At 50.5% G+C, this 18,859-nt stretch carries 21 protein-coding genes, 6 tRNA genes and 2 pseudogenes; 19 read left to right on the forward strand and 10 right to left on the reverse strand.

Going from position 1 to position 18,859, the window contains the following annotated elements; genetic code table 11:
• Positions 1 to 297: 297 nt before the first annotated feature.
• Entirely contained in the window at positions 298 to 660 is a 363-nt protein-coding gene (locus IT415_03960; GenBank protein MCC7543827.1) for a hypothetical protein, read from the reverse strand.
• Between IT415_03960 and IT415_03965 the strand changes: the two are divergent.
• Positions 637 to 1,062: pseudogene (locus IT415_03965) on the forward strand (recombinase family protein). The gene IT415_03960 and the pseudogene IT415_03965 sit on opposite strands and share 24 nt — an antisense overlap.
• 72 nt (positions 1,063 to 1,134) lie before the next feature.
• A pseudogene (locus IT415_03970) lies at positions 1,135 to 1,278 on the forward strand (hypothetical protein).
• A 499-nt stretch (positions 1,279 to 1,777) separates the two neighbouring features.
• Here the strand turns inward: IT415_03970 and IT415_03975 are convergent.
• Both IT415_03975 and IT415_03980 read right to left on the reverse strand, forming a co-directional pair.
• Positions 1,778 to 1,862, reverse strand: a tRNA-Leu gene (locus IT415_03975).
• Positions 1,831 to 2,142, reverse strand: coding sequence for an HNH endonuclease (locus tag IT415_03980; GenBank protein MCC7543828.1), 312 nt, complete (start codon positions 2,140 to 2,142; stop codon positions 1,831 to 1,833). The genes IT415_03975 and IT415_03980 overlap by 32 nt, the downstream gene beginning before the upstream one ends.
• Before the next feature lie 277 nt (positions 2,143 to 2,419).
• On the opposite strand from IT415_03980, the gene IT415_03985 reads away from it, so the two are divergent.
• Positions 2,420 to 2,617 (forward strand): hypothetical protein, encoded by a 198-nt coding sequence (locus IT415_03985; GenBank protein ID MCC7543829.1) that lies wholly within the window; start codon positions 2,420 to 2,422, stop codon positions 2,615 to 2,617.
• A 17-nt stretch (positions 2,618 to 2,634) separates the two neighbouring features.
• The gene (locus IT415_03990) at positions 2,635 to 2,952 is read left to right on the forward strand and encodes a hypothetical protein (GenBank protein MCC7543830.1); all 318 of its coding nucleotides are present in this window, start codon (positions 2,635 to 2,637) and stop codon (positions 2,950 to 2,952) included.
• Positions 2,953 to 3,024: 72 nt separating this feature from the next.
• Here the strand turns inward: IT415_03990 and IT415_03995 are convergent, their stop codons facing one another.
• From IT415_03995 to IT415_04015, 5 genes are all read right to left on the reverse strand, one after another.
• Complete coding sequence (locus IT415_03995; protein MCC7543831.1) at positions 3,025 to 4,068, reverse strand: hypothetical protein; 1,044 nt, start codon at positions 4,066 to 4,068, stop codon at positions 3,025 to 3,027.
• A 198-nt stretch (positions 4,069 to 4,266) separates the two neighbouring features.
• Positions 4,267 to 4,342, reverse strand: a tRNA-Ala gene (locus tag IT415_04000).
• A 269-nt stretch (positions 4,343 to 4,611) separates the two neighbouring features.
• A tRNA-Val gene (locus IT415_04005) sits at positions 4,612 to 4,688 on the reverse strand.
• Positions 4,689 to 4,871: 183 nt separating this feature from the next.
• A tRNA-Gly gene (locus IT415_04010) sits at positions 4,872 to 4,947 on the reverse strand.
• Positions 4,948 to 4,954: 7 nt separating this feature from the next.
• Positions 4,955 to 5,030 (reverse strand) — tRNA-Phe (locus IT415_04015).
• A 468-nt stretch (positions 5,031 to 5,498) separates the two neighbouring features.
• Between IT415_04015 and IT415_04020 the strand changes: the two genes are divergently transcribed.
• Positions 5,499 to 5,572: transfer RNA gene (locus IT415_04020), tRNA-Cys, on the forward strand.
• A gap of 51 nt (positions 5,573 to 5,623) precedes the next feature.
• On the forward strand, positions 5,624 to 6,208 hold the full coding sequence (locus tag IT415_04025) for a LemA family protein (protein ID MCC7543832.1): 585 nt from the start codon (positions 5,624 to 5,626) through the stop codon (positions 6,206 to 6,208).
• Between the two features lie 251 nt (positions 6,209 to 6,459).
• Here IT415_04025 and IT415_04030 read toward each other — a convergent pair whose 3' ends face one another.
• A complete protein-coding gene (locus IT415_04030; protein ID MCC7543833.1) occupies positions 6,460 to 6,813 on the reverse strand; it encodes a hypothetical protein in 354 nt (117 codons plus the stop codon).
• A 176-nt stretch (positions 6,814 to 6,989) separates the two neighbouring features.
• Here IT415_04030 and IT415_04035 point away from each other — a divergent pair, with 176 nt between their 5' ends.
• From IT415_04035 to IT415_04095, 13 genes are all read left to right on the forward strand, one after another.
• Positions 6,990 to 7,904 carry a M48 family metallopeptidase gene (locus tag IT415_04035; GenBank protein MCC7543834.1) on the forward strand — a complete coding sequence of 305 codons (915 nt, stop codon included), beginning with the start codon at positions 6,990 to 6,992 and terminating at the stop codon, positions 7,902 to 7,904.
• A complete protein-coding gene (locus IT415_04040) occupies positions 7,901 to 8,704 on the forward strand; it encodes a hypothetical protein (protein MCC7543835.1) in 804 nt (267 codons plus the stop codon). The genes IT415_04035 and IT415_04040 overlap by 4 nt, the downstream gene beginning before the upstream one ends.
• A complete protein-coding gene (gene ligA, locus IT415_04045; protein ID MCC7543836.1) occupies positions 8,697 to 10,700 on the forward strand; it encodes an NAD-dependent DNA ligase LigA in 2,004 nt (667 codons plus the stop codon). Before IT415_04040 ends, ligA begins: the two co-directional genes overlap by 8 nt.
• A gap of 344 nt (positions 10,701 to 11,044) precedes the next feature.
• Positions 11,045 to 12,151 (forward strand): hypothetical protein, encoded by a 1,107-nt coding sequence (locus IT415_04050; GenBank protein MCC7543837.1) that lies wholly within the window; start codon positions 11,045 to 11,047, stop codon positions 12,149 to 12,151.
• Positions 12,152 to 12,206: 55 nt separating this feature from the next.
• Positions 12,207 to 12,500 carry an Asp-tRNA(Asn)/Glu-tRNA(Gln) amidotransferase subunit GatC gene (gatC, locus tag IT415_04055; GenBank protein ID MCC7543838.1) on the forward strand — a complete coding sequence of 98 codons (294 nt, stop codon included), beginning with the start codon at positions 12,207 to 12,209 and terminating at the stop codon, positions 12,498 to 12,500.
• A gap of 26 nt (positions 12,501 to 12,526) precedes the next feature.
• Positions 12,527 to 13,936: an Asp-tRNA(Asn)/Glu-tRNA(Gln) amidotransferase subunit GatA gene (gatA, locus tag IT415_04060; GenBank protein ID MCC7543839.1), complete on the forward strand. Its 1,410-nt coding sequence runs from the start codon at positions 12,527 to 12,529 to the stop codon at positions 13,934 to 13,936.
• Positions 13,933 to 14,397 carry a hypothetical protein gene (locus IT415_04065; GenBank protein MCC7543840.1) on the forward strand — a complete coding sequence of 155 codons (465 nt, stop codon included), beginning with the start codon at positions 13,933 to 13,935 and terminating at the stop codon, positions 14,395 to 14,397. Before gatA ends, IT415_04065 begins: the two co-directional genes overlap by 4 nt.
• Positions 14,394 to 15,848: an Asp-tRNA(Asn)/Glu-tRNA(Gln) amidotransferase subunit GatB gene (gene gatB / locus IT415_04070; protein ID MCC7543841.1), complete on the forward strand. Its 1,455-nt coding sequence runs from the start codon at positions 14,394 to 14,396 to the stop codon at positions 15,846 to 15,848. The genes IT415_04065 and gatB overlap by 4 nt, the downstream gene beginning before the upstream one ends.
• A 16-nt stretch (positions 15,849 to 15,864) precedes the next feature.
• Positions 15,865 to 16,530, forward strand: a complete 666-nt coding sequence (locus IT415_04075) for a mechanosensitive ion channel family protein (protein MCC7543842.1) — start codon at positions 15,865 to 15,867, stop codon at positions 16,528 to 16,530.
• Positions 16,531 to 16,542: 12 nt separating this feature from the next.
• Positions 16,543 to 16,806 (forward strand): hypothetical protein, encoded by a 264-nt coding sequence (locus IT415_04080; protein MCC7543843.1) that lies wholly within the window; start codon positions 16,543 to 16,545, stop codon positions 16,804 to 16,806.
• Positions 16,806 to 17,429: a YtxH domain-containing protein gene (locus tag IT415_04085; protein MCC7543844.1), complete on the forward strand. Its 624-nt coding sequence runs from the start codon at positions 16,806 to 16,808 to the stop codon at positions 17,427 to 17,429. Before IT415_04080 ends, IT415_04085 begins: the two co-directional genes overlap by 1 nt.
• Positions 17,416 to 17,706 carry a hypothetical protein gene (locus IT415_04090; GenBank protein ID MCC7543845.1) on the forward strand — a complete coding sequence of 97 codons (291 nt, stop codon included), beginning with the start codon at positions 17,416 to 17,418 and terminating at the stop codon, positions 17,704 to 17,706. The genes IT415_04085 and IT415_04090 overlap by 14 nt, the downstream gene beginning before the upstream one ends.
• Before the next feature lie 61 nt (positions 17,707 to 17,767).
• Positions 17,768 to 18,046: a hypothetical protein gene (locus tag IT415_04095; protein ID MCC7543846.1), complete on the forward strand. Its 279-nt coding sequence runs from the start codon at positions 17,768 to 17,770 to the stop codon at positions 18,044 to 18,046.
• 172 nt (positions 18,047 to 18,218) lie between these two features.
• On the opposite strand, the gene IT415_04100 is transcribed toward IT415_04095, so the two are convergent.
• Positions 18,219 to 18,788 carry a heme-binding protein gene (locus IT415_04100; GenBank protein ID MCC7543847.1) on the reverse strand — a complete coding sequence of 190 codons (570 nt, stop codon included), beginning with the start codon at positions 18,786 to 18,788 and terminating at the stop codon, positions 18,219 to 18,221.
• Positions 18,789 to 18,859 lie beyond the last annotated feature (71 nt).

Below are 18,859 nucleotides of genomic sequence, written 5' to 3' on the forward strand. Positions count from 1 at the left end.
AGCCGCAAATAAAAAATGTAGGAAATTTTTGGGTTTTGCCCCGCGCGAGCTTGCCGAGCGCGGGCGAGGCGCAGTCAGCATTAGTTTTGTTCAAAATGGGTTCGAGCAGAGTTATATAATTCCACCAAAATTTGACTTTCAGGCATTTTGCCAATGGATTCAGCCGCGCGAAGCGCGGAAAGGTGGGGAAAAACAGGGTCGCCGCGCAGGGCGCGGCTCCCCAAGCGGAGGTTCGAAATCCCTTGCGATTTTAAGTATTTGCTTTGCCTTATGAATATGGAACAACATAAATTTTTCCTATACGCCCGCAAGTCCACTGATGTGGAGGATAAGCAGGTTTTGAGTATTGAAGCGCAGATCACGGAATTGCGCGCTTTTGCCAAGCAAAATAACCTTGCCATTATAGAGGAATTGACCGAGAAGCAGTCCGCCAAAATCCCCGGCCGTCCGATATTTGGTGAAATGATACAGCGTATTGAAAATGGCGAGGCGGACGGGATTTTGGCTTGGCACCCCGACAGATTGGCGCGCAATTCCGTGGACGGTGGCAAGGTTATTTATCTCATAGATTGCGAGCGTATCGCGGCGTTGAAATTTCCGCAGTTTTGGTTTGAGCCAACGCCGCAAGGAAAATTTATGTTGAACATTGCTTTTGGGCAAAGCAAATACTATGTGGATTCTCTTTCCGAAAACACGAAGCGTGGTTTACGCCAAAAAGTCCGACGCGGAGAATATCCGAGCATTGCGCCCATTGGCTATATCAACGATGTGCGAACAAAAAGTATTGTGGTGGATAGAAAGAAAGCAAAAATTATCCGCGAGATGTTTGAATTTTATGCCACTGGCAATGCTCGGCTGGAAGATGTGTCTGACTTTTTGGCGAAACGCGGGATACTATCCCGCGGCGGAAAGAGAATCCATAAGACGAGGGCGACTTTTATCCTTTCAAATCCGTTTTACACCGGATTATTCAAATATGGTGGTGAACTCCACGAGGGCAAGCACGAGCCAATCATTACAAAGAACCTTTTTGATACGGCGAAAGAGGTTTTGAAACAACGCGGTAAACCGCAACGCAAACCGAAAAATGAACCGCAAGCGTTTTGCGGTCTGATTTCTTGCGTCGAATGCGGAATGATGATAACTGGCGAATACAAGGTTAAGCGTCAGAAAAACGGCAATACGCACAATTACACTTACTATCACTGCACCAAGAAAAACAAAGCGGTGAAGTGTTCGCAACCTTGTATTCGCCAAGAGGAACTGGATAACCAGTTATCATCACTCATTCAAAAAGTTTCTTTGCCTGCGGACTGGGCGGAAAAATTGCTTAAAATGGCAGAGCGGGATAAAGAGCAATCCGCTCAGTCCGCTTTTGCTTTTGTTCAGGAAGCCCAAGACAAAATCCGCGCCATAAATATCAAACTCCAGCGTCTATTAGACGGCTATTTGGAACAGGATATTGAGCGTGAAGTATATCGCGAACAAAAAGCCGTTTTGTTGTCTGAAAAGAAGACGCTGGAGGAAAAAATGGCACGGATTGAACAAAAGCAAAATGATTGGCTCGAACCGCTCCAGAATTGGATAAAAGTCGCTTCAAACCTCGTCAAAATCGCAAGGGATAACGACCTTTTTGAGAAAAAGGTCGTTGCCAAAGAAATCTTTGGCTCGAACCTCCGCTTGGGGAGCCGCGCCCTGCGCGGCGACCCTGTTTTTCCCCACCTTTCCGCGCTTCGCGCGGCTGAATCCATTGGCAAAATGCCTGAAAGTCAAATTTTGGTGCCCGGGGTGGGACTCGAACCCACAAGCCTTGCGGCGCGTGATTTTAAGTCACGTATGTATACCAATTCCATCACCCGGGCGTACTCTATTTTTACCACGATGTGTAGGCTGCAAGCTATGACAATTCGGGCACAATATTCGTAGATTTTCTAAGCGGTTATCACGTGGGTCCCCATTGATATGATCAAGCTCTAATGGGATCCGGCCATCAACGTTGATCTGAGCCCACCCACATAGCTCGCATGCTTCTTGCTTATAACCTTCTTTTATGAGGCGCAAACGTAGCTTATGTGATTGATGGTTTGAGTGCTGGACTAGAATTTGATCGATGGGGATGCGTCGATAGATCGATAAATCCATCTTGCCATGATTCCAAGACTGTCCCGTAAAATGATCCAGGCTTATGTTGTATCGCTGTGCAACGCGACGGAGCTGAGCGTAGTTCCCGCCTGAGGGATTAATGCCTAGTTAATCAGTGCTTGTCGGATACTCTTTGATGACCGTATAGCCTCAGAAATTGCAGTAATTTCTGATGTCGTACGAGGTATATGTCAATTGTACAGCTATTACATCGTGTGTACTAATTCTTTAATGAACTCATATATGATACACTATTGCAGAAGATATAAGGAGGGATATGATGAAGGTAGCTACTGAACAGACGTTCGTAGACTTGACTAGTGATTATCAGCTGCGACAGGATGCGCTAGAAATGTTAACCGATGATAGTGGCGTTATACGCGGGAGCTCCGATGATGTAGAGCGTATGATGTTCCAGTTGTTTTTTCAGCAGCAGGTTGAAGCTGAGTGCCAAACTGCAGATTGTAATGACTAATTCAAAAAGAGGACAATATGGTAGATCGAGAACCACAAGGCGGTGAGGCCGAAACTAAATCTACAGATCCACGTGAACATAAGGGATTGATTGCAAAGCTGAGAGATATGCTGACCAATCCAGACAACACAGATGAGCAGCGAGCTATCACGGCTGAGCATCGTGCAGTGCAGGCCCAAGAGACCGCAGATCGTCAGGATTTGAGGGTGCGAGCTCTGGATGCGTTGGCAAGTGAGAGCGGAGTTGCCCCGACCGATCAGTCTGTCATTGAAGCAAAGATGCAGGAGATAGCTGCGGCGGACGCTGCGACAGAAGAAAAAGACCAGTCAGCGTAGCTAGAAGTGAATAAAAGTAGTAGAGCCCCGGACGAATCCGGGGCTCTTGATCTGGTGACTGTTGCTTACTGATCAGCTGACCGTGACGGTCAGCGAGTAGGGCGCGTTCGGGTTGGCGAAGTACGCCAGCCCGGCATCCGGCAGCGTCAACCAGCCGTAGCCGGTCTTGTCGCTCGAAGTTGCCTTGACCAGGAACATCGGCGTGCCGATGTTCCACGGTACACCCGACGTGACGTTGAGCGGGTTGGACGGAAGCGCCCAGGAGCCGTTCGTGGCGGTCACGCCCGTCAACGACGCGCTGGTCGAGACGGTGTAGCTGAACCACGGGACAGGGTAGAGCGAGACGCTCGCACCCGACACGGTGGAGCCGGCCAGATTCTTGACAACTACGCTGTAGGAGGTCGGCAAAGACTGCCAGACCACGTGGTCGTCGTTGTAGACCTGTTGGGCGCTGGCGTTGGCGACAGCCGTGTTGTAGCTGTCGAACAATGTCGCGCCGTACGGGTAGGTCATGAAGCCCGGCGCGGGGGTGTAGGTACCTCCCCCGATCGGGTTCGTGTTGACACCGAGACCGTATGAGTCGATCATGCCACGGGCGTGACCCAACTCGTGTGCCAGGCTGTCGGCGCCGTACTGGCCGAAGACACCACCCATGGACGGAGTCCAACGGATGACGATCGACCAATTGGCTGGCCACCATCCACCGTCGTCGACGACTTCGTTCTCGCTGTAGAGCAGGAGGTAGTCGGACGAGCCGCGGCCGGCGTTGCGCTCGAGCGAGGCGGGTTGGGTGAACGTGTAGAACTCGTTCACCTTCCAGACGATCGGCTTGGTGAAGCCCACTGCGTAGTGGGTGTTCACTTCCGAGATCTGTTGGTCGACCTTGGCGCGGATGGCTGCGAGGCCACCGTACTTCGTGACCAGATAGTCCGGGACACCGACGCGGAGCTTGAACTCCCACGTGGTGGGGGCTGGCGTCGAAGTGGTCGTGGTGGTCGAGCTGGTCGAGGTGGTCGGGTTGGGATCGACGGGGGCCTGCGGAGTGCAGGCCATTGCTGATACTGCGAAGATGCTGAGCATCATCGCGATGAATAGATGATTCTTTTTGAGGTGCATGGCTCTCCTTGCCGTGAATACGCCTGACGGGTGTCAGATGTCCTTCAGGTATGAAGGGCGGCTGCTAAAGTATTAACTGCTGTCCTAATCTGCTGTACAGATAAGAACCAGATTATCCCCTAGAAGCCGCCCCAGATAAGGAAAGAACCAATTACAAGTATTAATTATAGCACAAATAAGTAAGATAGTCAATTTATATGGTGGAGCTAGGGAGACTCAAACTCCCGACCTCTGCAATGCGAATGCAGCGCTCTATCAGCTGAGCTATAGCCCCAGATACAAATATTCTACTACAGAAAAACGCCCGCCTGTAGGCGGACGCTTATCATGGTGCCCTTTATTTTGCCAAGCTAGGACTCATTTCTGAAACCAAACGTACTAAACAAAGCGGAGATTTCTGATGGGATATTCTAAACTTTGAGCGAAACCATTTTGAAGGAAACTAGCCCGCCTCCGCTTCGCCCGAGCGTCCCGCAAGGCAATGCTTCCGTCCGGCTCAAAAAATCCGCCTTGCGAGCGGAAAAATTGAAGATTTCTCTGATTTGGTGGGTGATGAGGGACTTGAACCCCCGACCCTCTCGGTGTAAACGAGATGCTCTAGCCAGCTGAGCTAATCACCCAATGTTTAACAAATAACTCGAGTAGTATATCCGAATAACTCGCTATATACAAGTAAATATTACTATTACCGAACTGCAGACCTTCCAGGTCATTAGATCAGCGTATATTCTAAGTCAAGCTAATAGTTATTGAAATCTAGTCCAGGCCCAAAAAACCTCGGTGGGTTTTAAGTAATAATTATTTGGTGCGGGTACCGGGACTCAAACCCGGGGCCTCTTCCTTGGCAAGGAAGCGCTCTATCAGCTGAGCTACACCCGCGAAATTATGGTGGCGTCTGTTGGAATCGAACCAACGACACGAGGCTCTTCAGGCCACTGCTCTACCAACTGAGCTAAGACGCCATGTCGCGATGATTGTGTAAGAGCTGCACTATCGTATCTGATTTAGCCCTAAATTTCAAGCTGCTACTAAAACCCGAAACTCCAGAGAGTACCCATATCGCCGTACATGATTATCCCGAGAATTATAAAAGTTTGCACCACAATCCAGGCAGTTTGATACAAGGTAATGAGACGCTCCTTGTGCGTGATACCGTAAATAAGCCATAGAGTTGCCAGCATTTGATATCCGCGCCAGATGTTAGGGATAAATCAGATGCACACTTTGCGGCGAATATTTGAAATACCTGTGGCAGACTTAGCGCCGGACCGAGAAGGGCCATGACCGAAAGCGCCTTGCGCCTTATCGATCCATGGTTTTTCGCCGGTTTTGGTTTGAGCTTGTGCGTCATTATTACTCATGCCATAGCAGGGAGGGCACTGTCGGCAAGCGTTGAAATCAGGTATAATTGCCCGCGTTACCATCATCACGGCACCTTGGCGGAGTGGTTACGCAGCGGTCTGCAAAACCGCGTACACCGGTTCAATTCCGGTAGGTGCCTCCATTTTTTTGATTTTCAATGCTATAATATATTTTAAGTTAAAGAAGGGCTCATATGATTCTGTATATCATTCTCGGTGTCGTAGTATTAATCGCTATTTGGCTGTGGTCGACGTATAACGGTCTCGTCACGGCACATACTCGTGCGGATGAGGCGCTCTCGGACATCACTGTTCAAATGAAGCGTCGACTTGATCTGATCCCAAATATCGTTGAGTCAGTCAAGGGTTACGCGAAGCAAGAAAAGTCGGTTCTGACAGAAGTCACCAAGGCGCGTACAGCGGCTATGGGCGTTCCAGAGGGCGATCTCTCCAAGCAGGCAGAGGCCGACAATATGCTTTCTGGTGCCTTGAAGAGCCTCTTTGCGGTCTCGGAAAACTACCCTGACTTGAAGAGTAATCAAAATTTCCTCCAGCTCCAGCAAGAGCTTGTCGATACCGAGGACAAGATCCAGGCATCGCGTCGCTTTTATAATGGCAACGTGCGTGACTTCAATATCAAGCTCAAGGTATTCCCAACCAACATGATCGCTGCTCAGCTTGGCTTCAAGCCATATGACTTCTTTGAGGTTGCGGAGAGCGAGAAGGCTGCAGTCGAGAAGCCAGTTGATGTAAACTTCGACGACGAAAAAAAGAAGTAATCAGATTTTGGTACGTAAGAAGGGCCCGGAATAATCCGGGCCCTTCTGGTATGTGTCGATCGATTACGACACCATGGCACATTCTTGCTCGAGTCACAGTCGTCGCTCGGCCACGATCGTATCAAGAGCATCAGAGAGGTTCTGCACGGCCTCGCAGTGCTTCGCCGGTGCGATCGAGGAATTCGCTAATGTAAAAAAGTCAATATTTTGTGGTATGAAAAAATGCCCCCACAGAGTGTGAGGGCGGGGGCTCAGAAGAGCGCGGCTTGTCCGACGGTCTGTCGACGCTTCCTGGTACGTTGGTGATGAACAGCGACTTCGATGTCATCCAGGATCTGGCCCTGGCGCACGGGATCGACTGGCCCTGGCGAACAGAGTCGCGGCGTGTCATCAGTGACGATGGGTCTCGGATCCTCGATCACTTCATCGGTGAGTGCGTCGTAGAAGACGTAGCTGACGGTTGGGTTGATGGGGTTGCCATCGTGGTCGACGCGACGAGACGGCATGGTACTGAGAAGATCCTTGAGGCTTCGGAATGAGTTGAAGAACTCGGGTACGGCAGTACCATTGGGCTGGCGTATGATGCGTTCGACGCGGAAATACATGGGGTGCCTTTCGGTCGGGAGATGAGGTGCTAGTGATTAGTATAAGGATTTTGCAGCGAAGAAAAAAGCCCCATCATGTGATGGGGCGAAAAACCATACAATTAAACCACTTATGCATATATAATTCAAGTAATTACAAGTCATTTCTCAGGTCGATAATCGAGTATAATAAGTATATGTACACAGAAATATCTCGCAATAAGCGGAACTCAGTCTTCCTCATCTTCGGGTTCTTGATCGTGACCACCATCATCGGCTGGGTGTTTTCGCGTGCGTTGGACTCGCCGATTATTCTTTATATCGCTGCTGGTATATCGATCTTTTATAGCTGGATTAGTTACTACAACTCAGACAAGATGGTTCTGGCTGTGTCTGGTGCGCGTGAAGTGGATAAAAAAGCAGCACCCGAGCTGTATCGTATTGTCGAAAATCTCTCGATAGCTGGTGGACTGCCGATGCCTCGGGTGTTTATCATCGAAGATGCTGCGCCAAATGCCTTTGCAACCGGGCGAGATCCTCAGCATGCGGTTATCTGCGTGACGACAGGACTAATCTCAAAGCTCGATAAGGCCGAGCTTGAAGGTGTGATCGCGCACGAGTTGTCGCATATTGGTAACTATGACATTCGTATCATGAGCCTGGTAGCGGTGATGGTCTCGATTATCGCTTTGCTGTCGGATTTTTTCTTGCATTGGGGCTTCTGGGGTGGCGATCGCGATGATCGCAATGGTGGCGGCCAAGCTCAAGCAATCTTTGTGCTCGTGGCGGTAGTACTGGCGGTCGTAGCACCGATCATTGGCGTGCTGATTCAGCTGGCCGTGAGTCGCAAGCGTGAGTATTTAGCTGATGCTTCAGGGGCATTGCTTACAAGGTATCCAGAGGGCTTGGTGCGTGCATTGAAAAAGATCGAAGGGGACACTGAGCCGCTTGAGGCCGCAAATAAAGCTACAGCAAACATGTATATCATTAACCCCTTGCGCGAGGGGATAGAGGGGCATGGCGCCAAATCTTTTATGTCGAAGCTCTTCTCGACCCACCCTTCGACCGCTGATCGGGTCAAACGTCTACAAGAAATGGAGATACGTGCATGAGTCAGGCAGCAAATAAGAAATCCAAACAGACATCTCTGCTTAGCTCTATTGGCCAGCGATCAGGAAGCGACAAAAAGTCCTTAAAGGATGTGCTCTCAACTGCTGTGCGTGAGTACCCGCGCTACTGGCGCTCGCTGACTGTTGCATTGTTCCCACCTCTCTTTGTGATTGGCTTGTTTCGCTGGTTAACTGATGACTACACCGGAGATCAATACGCACTGCTGATTATGCTGACATCCGCATTCTCGACGTTTGTAGTAGCACGCGTGGCGGTAGTTGGTTGGGATATGCAGCAATTGCGACCGCTTGCGTTGTATAACAGCATCATGTCACGGTATTTTTCGGCCTTAGGTTTGTTTGTGATAGCATCATTTTTCACTATCCCAATGCTCGGAGGGCTAATCTTGTCCGGTCTGGTGTTGGTGGCCGATGTATCGAAGTGGATACTTGTGCTCTCCTTGCCGTTGCTCGTTGGGGGATTTGTGTTGATGTCTCGAATCGCGTTAGCGCTGTATGCATTGGCGGATGATATGGACATCACGGTTGCACAGGCCTTCCAAATCTCTAGTCGGATTACAAAGCAGCATTATCTAGCCTACATTTGGCGTTTGCTCCTCATCGGTGCACTGATCATAGGTGGATCAATAGCGTTAGCTCTCGTCGGTACGCTCGTGAATAATCACATACAGGATGCGATCGTTCAGCTGAGCATCGATTTATTCGGCGGGTGGTTGATTACGCCACTGCTTATATTCTTGATGGCACGGCTATACCAAGGTCTCGTAGAGGCATATGAATAAGGTTGATCCTGCGAAGCGTGCCGAGCAGCTCCGCGAGCAGCTTGAGCGCTATCGATATAGTTATTATGTCTTGGACAATCCTGAGATCGATGATGCCGTCTACGACTCGTTAAACCATGAGTTGGTTGAGCTAGAGCAGGCGCATCCGGAGCTGGTGACAGCTGACTCACCGACACAACGAGTCGGCGGGCAAGCGAACGAAGCCTTTCAGAAAGTTCCGCATGGCACGCGAATGCTATCGCTGACAGACGCATTTAGTCTTGAAGAGGTTGAAAAATGGGAGAAGCGAACCGAGAAGTTGCTCGGCAAAACCCCACACGAATATTATGGCGAGCTCAAGATGGATGGCCTGGCTATTCGACTCGTCTATCGGGATGGGGTGTTTGCGCAAGCCGTGACGCGTGGCGATGGGAGCGTCGGGGAAGACGTCACGCATACCGTGCGTACGATTCGTACGATACCGCTTCGACTTCATCTCGATAAGGGTCTGCCGGCCGAGATTTATTCCGGTAAATTTGAGGTGCGTGGTGAGGTTATATTGCCGCTGAAGGAGTTCGATCGCATTAATGCTGAGCGAGAGAAAAAGGGCGAGCCATTGTTTGCTAACCCCCGTAACGCAGGTGCAGGTACAGTCCGCCAGCTCGATCCAGCGGTGACCGCTTCGCGCCGACTCGAGTTTATTGGGTACGGTATAGAGATGGACTTGCCGGGTTTGCAGACTCACGCTGATGAACACGATTGGATGCGTCGACTCGGCTTCAAGGTTGCTAGTGAAGATCGTGTATTGCGCTCCATGCAGGATATTGAGGAGTTTATCGAGCATGCGACTGCCCTCAGAGAAAAACTGGCCTTTGGTATCGATGGTTTAGTAATTGCTATTAATGACAATGCGACATTTGCGGAGCTTGGCGTGGTTGGGAAGGCCCCGCGTGGAGCAGTAGCTTATAAGTTCCCAGCCGAGCAAGCTACGACGATACTCGAGGACATTCGTATCTCGATCGGTCGCACGGGAGCGGTAACTCCGTATGCAGTTTTGAGGCCTGTGCAAGTAGCTGGCACAACTGTCCAACGAGCTACACTGCACAATGAAGATGAGATCGAGCGAAAAGGATTACTTATCGGTGATACGGTCATTATTCAGAAGGCCGGAGACATTATTCCCGAAGTCGTCCGCCCCTTAGTCGAATTACGTACTGGTAACGAGCAGAAATTCGTCATGCCGACCGAGATCGATGGGGTGAAAGTCATCAAACCTGTTGGAGAAGCTGTAGCTCGTTTGGTTGATCTAGGTGTGGGGCAGGTACGCTGGCAACAGTTGATACATTTCGTCGGTAAGAGTGGGCTCGACATCGATGGTTTGGGGGAAAAGATTGTCGCGCAGCTCATGGAGGTAGGTCTCGTGAAGGAGCCGGCTGATTTCTTTGCTCTGACTAAAGAAGATTTGCTTGGCCTTGATCGATTTGCTGAGGTAAGTGCCCAAAACCTTATAGCTGCCATCCACGCGGCTCGCGAGGTACCGCTTGGGCGCTTCCTTTTTGCGTTAGGTATTCGTCACGTAGGGAGTAAGACCGCACAGGACATTGGGCGACATTTTCGATCACTGGCAAAATTGCGCGCAGCCAAACGAGAAGATTTCGATGGTATCCCAGGTATTGGGACGGTGGTGACTGATTCGATCATGGGCTGGATCGAAAGTCCGCATGAGCAAACTTCTCTCGATGCGATCTTACGTGCCGGTGTCACCGTACTTGATGAAGCAGCAGCAGTAACCGGCGATTATAGCGGCTCGACCTGGGTACTAACGGGGACGCTCGAATCACTTACGCGCGATGAAGCTAAGTCAAGAATTGAAGCCCAGGGGGGCAAGGTGACGAATTCGGTATCAAAGAATACCAGCTATGTGGTTGTTGGCACTGACCCCGGGAGTAAGTATGAGAAGGCGCAAGCACTTGGCGTACCGATACTTACGGAAGGTGAATTTCTTAGTCGTCTATAAAAAATGTCTCAGAATATCTCTGGGACATGGGGCAATGTGGTTATTAGCCGTAAAGGACGGGTGTGGTGCGATCGGGTGACCACTGTACGCTGTGACCGAATATTCCTGGTGCGATCAGCGACCGCTCACATCGGGGGCATCGAGCGGTATCTCGAATCCGTCGGGATACACCGCGTACAGGCGATACTCGTGGTGCCACGAATCACGTCGACTTGTGGCGGGTTCGGATTCAGGTAGTCCTTCGTGTAGGGGTACAGATAATTATTATAGTAACAGAATATAGATGTATAGTCAATACCGAAATGTATTGTCTTTTGTATACGGCATAGCGTAGCATAAGGATAATGAAAAAAGGTACGCATATCCCAAACCCGATTCTGGAGGATGAATTAGGGCTTGCAAAAGACGAAGTCATAGATCGTGATGATCAGGCGAAGATTGAGCTGGAAGCCGCCAAGCTTGATCCCTCGCCAGATAAAAAAGTCTTTGCGAGACAACAAAGCGTTCATGCAGCCCCATTCTGGAAGAATTCCAAACACCTTGCCTTGCTTGGATTGGGGTTACTGCTGGTTACCTTTAGTATTCTAGGGGCGATAAGTTGGCGAAATCGTGTGGCAAACGAGGAGTTTATTGCCGATCAGTGGCGTGGCCTAACCCAACAGGCTGAGCTGGTTGCGCGTACTGCCGATAAGGCGACCTATGACAATATGGGTGACACATCACGTGAGCTTATCAGTTTGTCGAATAAACTGGCAGATATCGATGCGCAAAGCCGTAAGCAGCCGAGCTTTTTGGTACTGAACAGCAAGCTCAATGGCTTTCGCAACCTGACAAACACACTTAAAACGTATGTTGATGAGGCGAAGCAGGCGACTGATAAGCTCGATGAAATTGACAGAAATGACCTGGATGCGCTACAAGCTTCTGGTTCGGCTGCTGAGTCAAATATGAAGGCTCAAAAAGATAAGCTTGGACTAGCCGGTTCGTTGCCTGATAATTTTTTCACTTTGAGTAGCCGCCTCGACACAATCATAGAAGCGCATGAGAATGCTGAGAATGAGAAGCAGGCCGAAGCGGACGTAACCAAGTCCAAGGAAGAACAGGCTCGTCAAAACCAGGCTAATGCAGAGGAAGCCGTATCGCGCTGGGCCGAGGCCTACAAGAAGGGTGATGTAAATGAGATGAAGCGCTGGATGACAGCTGCATACACAAAAGAATATGACTTTTCGGAAGTGACATCGAGTTATCGCGCGACCAACTATCCAGTATCCTATCGTCGGATTTCAACTGAGCTCAAGGGTGAACAATACGAAATCGTCGAAGCGATTACATTTGTGACAAAATCAGACTACGCGGCGGATACGAACTACACACAGACGTTTGTATTCTTGGTGAGCCAGTATGCGACGAGCAATCGTTGGCTCGTTAACTCTCGTCGTTACAGCTACTAGTAGCGAGTAGTAAAGGGCTGTCTTCACGTAGCTGAAATTGCTATACTTATATCTGATGAGTAAGCTTACCCACGATGAAGTTGAGCGTATCGCGCGACTTGCCTATATATCACTGCCTGAGAATGAGGTACTTGCGGTCACCGAAAAATTGCAGGCGATTCTTGGCTTCGTTGAGCAGTTGCAAGCAGTAGATATGGCTGATGTGGAGCCAACCAGTCAGGTGACGGGGCTTGTTGATGTTGTGCGTGATGATGTTGTTGAGCGTTGTGATATCCCGCGCGCTGAACTGCTGGCGCGTGCGCCGATGCATGAAGACGGTCAGATACGTGTGAAGCGGGTGATTCGATGACGTATCGAGATATTCCATCGGCCCTGATGGCGCTTGAGTCGGGCGAAGTAACTGCCGAGGCCTTGGTGCAGGAGCATATCGAACGCATGGAGCAAGCTGATCCAAAAATCCATGCTGTCCTCACGTCGTTAGCGGAGCAGGCGCTTGAGCAGGCTCGAGATATCGATCGGCGTCGCCAGACTGGCGAAGAGCTCGGTGGCTTAGCCGGTATCCCATTTACGGCGAAGGATATGTTTTTATTGCGTGACGTGCGCATGACTGCCGCGAGCAAAATGCTCGATAGCTTTTTTGCGCCCTATACGGGTACAGCGATTGGAAAATTGCTCGAAGCTGACGCAGTTTGTATCGCCAAAGTTAATCAAGATGAATTCGCGCAAGGCAGCTCGACCGAGTTTTCGGCCTATGGCGCGACAAAGAACCCTCGTGATCTCGAGCGAGTGCCTGGTGGTACTTCTGGCGGCTCGGCAGCAGCACTTGCGGCTGGGATTGGTCTATTTTCGATCGGCACAGATACGGGCGGTAGTATTCGCCAGCCAGCAGCGTATTGCGGTGTGGTAGGCGTGAAGCCGACATATGGACTTGTGAGTCGCTATGGCGTGGTCGCGGTTGTAAGTTCGTTTGACACGATTGGGCCTTTGGCGCACACAGTAGATGATGCCAAGCTGGTGCTTTCGATCATGGCAGGACGTGATCGACATGACGCGACGACGATTGAAGTAGCCGATGATCATTTTGACACGCCTATTACCAAGCAGCCACGCGTAGCGATATTGCAGGAATATATGGACGGACTATCGCCAGAAATGACCGCAGTGTACGATCGTGCACTTGATCAGTTGCGCGAGTCTGGCTGGGATATTGAGTCGGTGAGCCTGAAGAATATCGGGCTAGCGCTGCCAGCGTATTATATTCTCAACCCTGCGGAAATTTCCTCAAATCTCGAACGGTATGATGGTATTCGGTATGGTTCAAGCGATCAATCGGCCGATAACTTGCTTGTGACTTACACGCAAACTCGTGGTTCATTCTTTGGCCCAGAAGTGGCTCGACGTATTATGACCGGCACCTATGTGCTCTCGGCTGGGTACTATGACGCGTATTACAAGAAAGCGATGCAAGCTCGCACGTTGATCCGAGAGGATTTTGAGCAGGCGTTTGCAAACTATGACGTACTGATTGGTCCAACCACTCCATCGGCTGCATTCAAGCTTGGTGAGCACACCAGTGACCCGGTGGCTATGTATTTGGAAGACATTATGACGGTGGCGGCAAATCTCGCGGGTATCCCTGCGCTATCGTTGCCGATCGAAGGCCCCGATGAATTACCGGCTGGTTTACAGATTATGGCTGCTCAGCGCGGTGAGGCAGTGCTGTTTGATGTGGCTGGACGATTTGAGCGGCAGCTGGCGACACAGTTGAAGGCGGTGAAACTATGACCTTTTTCTCAATGGTAATGGCATTTGTCGTCATCGGCAGTCTCTTGGTCATAATGCGTGCACAAAAAGAATCATCGCAGGTATCGACGCGACCGAAAAATGACTTTCAGCCTGATCCCGGAGAGCAGAAAAAAGTGCTCGACCCTGAATTTGTGCGTACACACTGGAATGAGATCCAGGTCATGATGAAGGTTGGAGGTGCTGGCATGAAGAATGCCTTGATCGAAGCCGATAAGCTCCTGGACTATGTGATGATCGCACGCGGTTTTGCTGGTGAGGATATGGGTGGTCGTTTAAAACTCAATGGCAGCAAGTTTAGTGATCTGAATGGCGTCTGGGCCGCGCACAAATTACGCAATCAGTACGCGCATGAAGTGCACATTGACGTCGTACCACGAGAAGTTGAGAGGGCGGTCGACCGACTCGGGCAGGGGATTCGCGATCTAGGAGTGCCGCTATGAGCAAGTTTATGCCGACTATTGGCATCGAAATTCACGTCCAGCTCGCGACCAAGTCGAAGATGTTTTGTGGCTGCGACAACGATTCGGTGCACGCCGAGCCAAATACTAATGTGTGCCCAGTCTGCCTTGGATATCCCGGGGCTTTGCCGGTACCAAATAAGCATGCAGTAGAGTTGGCAATTCGTTTGGGGTATGGGCTAAACGCGACAATACGTGAGCACACCAAATTTGATCGCAAGAATTATTTTTATCCTGACAGCCCGAAAGGATATCAGATTACGCAGTTTGATCAGCCGATTATAGAAAACGGTTCCGTCGAAATTTTGATTGACGGAACCTTCAAGCGGATTGGCATTGAGCGAGCTCATCTTGAGGAAGACGCTGGCAAATTAACTCATCCAGCCGGCAAGGACTATTCGCTAGTCGACCTGAATCGCGCAGGCACTCCGCTCTTGGAGATCGTTTCTCGACCCGATATGCATACCCCGCAAGAGGCTCGTCGCTATCTGCAAGAGATCTACGCGATTGCTACCAGTCTCGGCGTCACGCACGGCGATATGCAGCATGGCAATATGAAATTTGATCTCAATGTCTCAGTTTCGGATAGCGCAGAGAGGCTTGGTACACGCACTGAGCTTAAGAATCTCAACTCTTTCCGTAATGCCGAGCGGGCTTTGACGTACGAAATTGCGCGACAGATTGAAGTGCTTGAGGGAGGCGGCGTAATCGAGCAAGAGACCCGCGGCTGGGATGACGCGAAGGGGCAGACTTTCTCTCAGCGCAGTAAGGAAGAAGCCCACGACTATCGGTACTTCCCTGAGCCCGATATTCCGCCACTCGTTATTACTGAGCAGATGCGTGAGGCGCAGCGTGAGCATGTTGGGGTGTTGCCCATCGATTTGCGACGTGAGCTCGTGGAGATTGGCTTAAATATCGATGAGCAGGATGTACTTATTGGACAGCCACACACGAGCGCACTATTTGCTGAAGTGCGCGATGAATCGAATCCTAAGCTCACTCGTAAGCTTCTAAGTCATCTCATTGGCCCATATCAAGCCTATCTCAAGAGTCTGTCTACTGAAGCGGTCGATATAACGCAACTGAAGCCCAACTTTACGGCCGAGCAGTTGGTGACGTTGGTCGAAAAAGAACTTGATGGATCGCTCTCAAGCAGTATGGCGAAGCAGGTATTTCAGAAGATGTGCGAAGCTGGTGAAGACCCCGTGTCAATTATCGAGCGTGAAGGCTTAAGTCAGATGTCTGACGAGTCTGCGCTACAGGCAATGATTGAGAAACTTATCACCGACAACCCTCAGGCAGTCTCTGACTTTAAGGCAGGCAACGAAAAGGCGCTTGGGTTTTTTGTCGGGCAAATCATGAAAGAAACTCAGGGCCAGGCGAACCCGCAGACCGCAAATACGCTCTTGCGCACTATGCTCGACAAAGCATAAGCGCTAAGATAGTAGTATGAATCCAACCCTCACGAGCGGTCAGCTTGTACAGATGCTCGATCTGAAATCATATACTACCCCAATTCTAGATATGGTTGGGCAGGTGGTGGTTGAACTACCAGCCGCGATCATTCTCTTCCTGATAGGTGTGCTTACTATTCGTTTGCTCTCAAAGCTCTTGATACGGGTACTTGGACTGACAAAGCTTCCGAAGGGACTTATCAAAGTATCGGTGCGTCTCTTGGACATGGCGCTATGGATTCTTCTGTCTATCGCCATCTTCCAGCTCATTGGTTTGACGAATGTTGCGTTTGCAGTCTCAGGCGCCTTCGCGGTACTTGCGCTCGGCTTTTCGCAGGGCATTTCTGCAACAATCAATGATACGGTGTCAGGCTTAAACCTGGCTCGTGATCGACACTTTCGTATTGGCGACAAGGTGATGGCCGGGGATCATAAGACTAAGGGGATTATTATCGATATGGATATGCGCAAGAGTCGCATCAAGGACGACAAAGGCTACATTCATGTAATTCCGAATAGTCTGGTTGATAAAAATGAATTTGTACTCATCGAGCGAGCAGCTCTACAGGCCGCGACTGTGGCTCCGGCCCGCAAAGTTATACGCCGTGTAGCTGTTCGCACAAAAGCCAGTAGTGGTACAATATCAGGTAGAAAGCAGTAAAGAGAATACATCATGGATACTACGTTATTTGCCCTCACGCTAGTGCTGTCGATTGCGGTCCTGATCTTGCTTACGATCATGATCGTGCTTGGGATTGCGATTAACAAGTTTATTAAGACTTTGCAAAAGATCGCTGAAATTGCGCAAGATGGCACGAAGACGGCATCTGACATTGTGCACGAGGTAAAAGAAAAAATAATTAATCCGATGACCATGAGTGCGATTTTTGCGCAAGTCATGCGTGGCGCTCGATCTCGGGGAAAGGCTAAGAAATAATGGCACGCAAACGAGGATTTATGAAGGGATTGGGGCTTGGAGCTCTGGTGGCAGGAGTTGGGGCTCTTTTGTTCGCACCGAAGAGTGGGAAGCAAACACGCAAAGATTTGCTTGCAAACTTTGATGATGTCAAGCAACAGGTTACCGAGGGGCTCGACCAGCTCAAGGAGGCGAGCGTGCGCGTTAAGCAGGACTCCGTAAAGGAGACCAAGGACCTTATGAAGCGCGCCGAGAAGCTTAAGCAGCAGCTCAACGCAACTGCCCTGAAGTTGACGAGCGTCAGTGATGACGCTCGTGAAGAAGTTAGTGGCCAGGCTGCTGATTTGGTACAAGAAGGTCGCGCGCTGCTAGAAGAACTGGAAGTACTCGGCAAGAAGATTGGTGCCAGCACCAAACGAGAAGTTGCGCAAGCTACGAAGCGAGTGACAGAAACAGTCAAAAAAGGTGCCGAAGAAGCAGAAGTAGTTGCTAAGAAAGCACAAGCCACCGCCAAACAAACAGCCCGTAGGACTACTACAACAGCCAAGCGAACGGCTACTCGAGCTCAAAAAGTAGTTAAACAGGCCGCAAAGACGGCGACTAAGCCTGCTACCAAGCGGACCCAGTCTCGTGGCAAGAAGTAAGCAAACACAGCTTCAGAAAGACGATATCGATCAAGCAGCACGGGTTGCTCAGATTTTTAGCTCCAGCGAGCTGATCGAACTCATCAATAACCGGTGGCGCTTTGCATGGATCAATCTACGGGCTGGATTTTATCGCGGTGTTGGTACTACGCTCGGCATAGCTCTGGTGGTGGTATTGATTGGATACTTGGTCATTATTCTCGGTGGTGTTCCTTATATTGGTGATTTTATTAAGAGTATTGATAATAGCGTCCCAACATCCACTCAGGTGAAATAATAATACTCACACTTCCGTAGAAGTGTGAGTTTAGAAATAGCTATACGCTAGCCAGGCAGCAATGCCAGCCAGCGTCATCAACTCGAAGATGGGTACCCAACTGATAGCAGTTGGTGTCGGGGACGGGTTGAGAAAGAGTCCGCATGAATCGATCGATCATCTGCGCACCCCCTATGGTAGGATTGTCGTACTGACGACTGATTGCGGCATGGTGTCGAAGATCGGACGGTCATCAGCGAAGACAGCGATGAATACGAGCATGCTCGGCGAACTTGACAGCATCCACCGTTGGATTGTCGGTATAAGTCTAGTCTTCGGGGCAGCTAGAGCTTGTGATTGAGATGTTTGCGAGAAGGATTGGTAAAAAGGATCTTGCACATAGAAACCCTTTCTGGTTGAGATGTGAGGTCGGGGCATGTGCCCTTCCAAGATGTTCGATTATAGCAAAAAGCTTGGGAGAGCCCCGAGTTTCGGCGCGTTGTGCGCCGAAACTCGGGAAGGTTGGGAGGAGGTCAGATCTCCTCGTAGAAACCGGGTTTCGAGGGAGATTCGAACTCGGGGTACGGCTCTAAGATCAGGTCGCGCGCGACCAAGGCGAGCTTGTGATCCGCCAGTGGGTCGAGACCCGAGACGCCGACGCCACCGATGGTACCGACGTCCTGCCGCCAGATGCGAACACCGCCGGCGAAGTCGGTGATGCGATCGTTGCCGTAGCTCGGAGGAGCGACGTGCAGCTCGCGCATGCGGGGACCGACATCGACGGTGTCGCGCGCGAGGAGGATCGCGGTGTAGGCCTTGTTCGGAGCCAGGACCGTGGTCTGGACGTTGGCGCTGTCGCCAGACACCAGAAGCAACGGCTTGAAGTCAGCGCCCATGTAGCAGATGCTGATCTTGTCGAGGGTCTCGAGTCCTCCATCGGCGGTGAGCTTCTCGACCAAGCGCTGATAACCAGCGCGAGCGGCGCTGGACAGCAAGACCGAAGCCGTCCTGAAGACAGGGATGTCACGCGGGATGTCCGCGGACGTGATCAGGCCGCTCGTCGGAGCAGACGTAGAGAAAGCTTCATTCGGATGACCTGGCATGATGCCTCTTTCGTGGTAGGTTCGGATATCGCCCGATCTGGACTAATAGGTATAATCATAGCACAAATAAC

It is taken from the genome of bacterium (genome assembly GCA_020854115.1).
Lineage (GTDB): Bacteria > Patescibacteriota > Saccharimonadia > CAILAD01.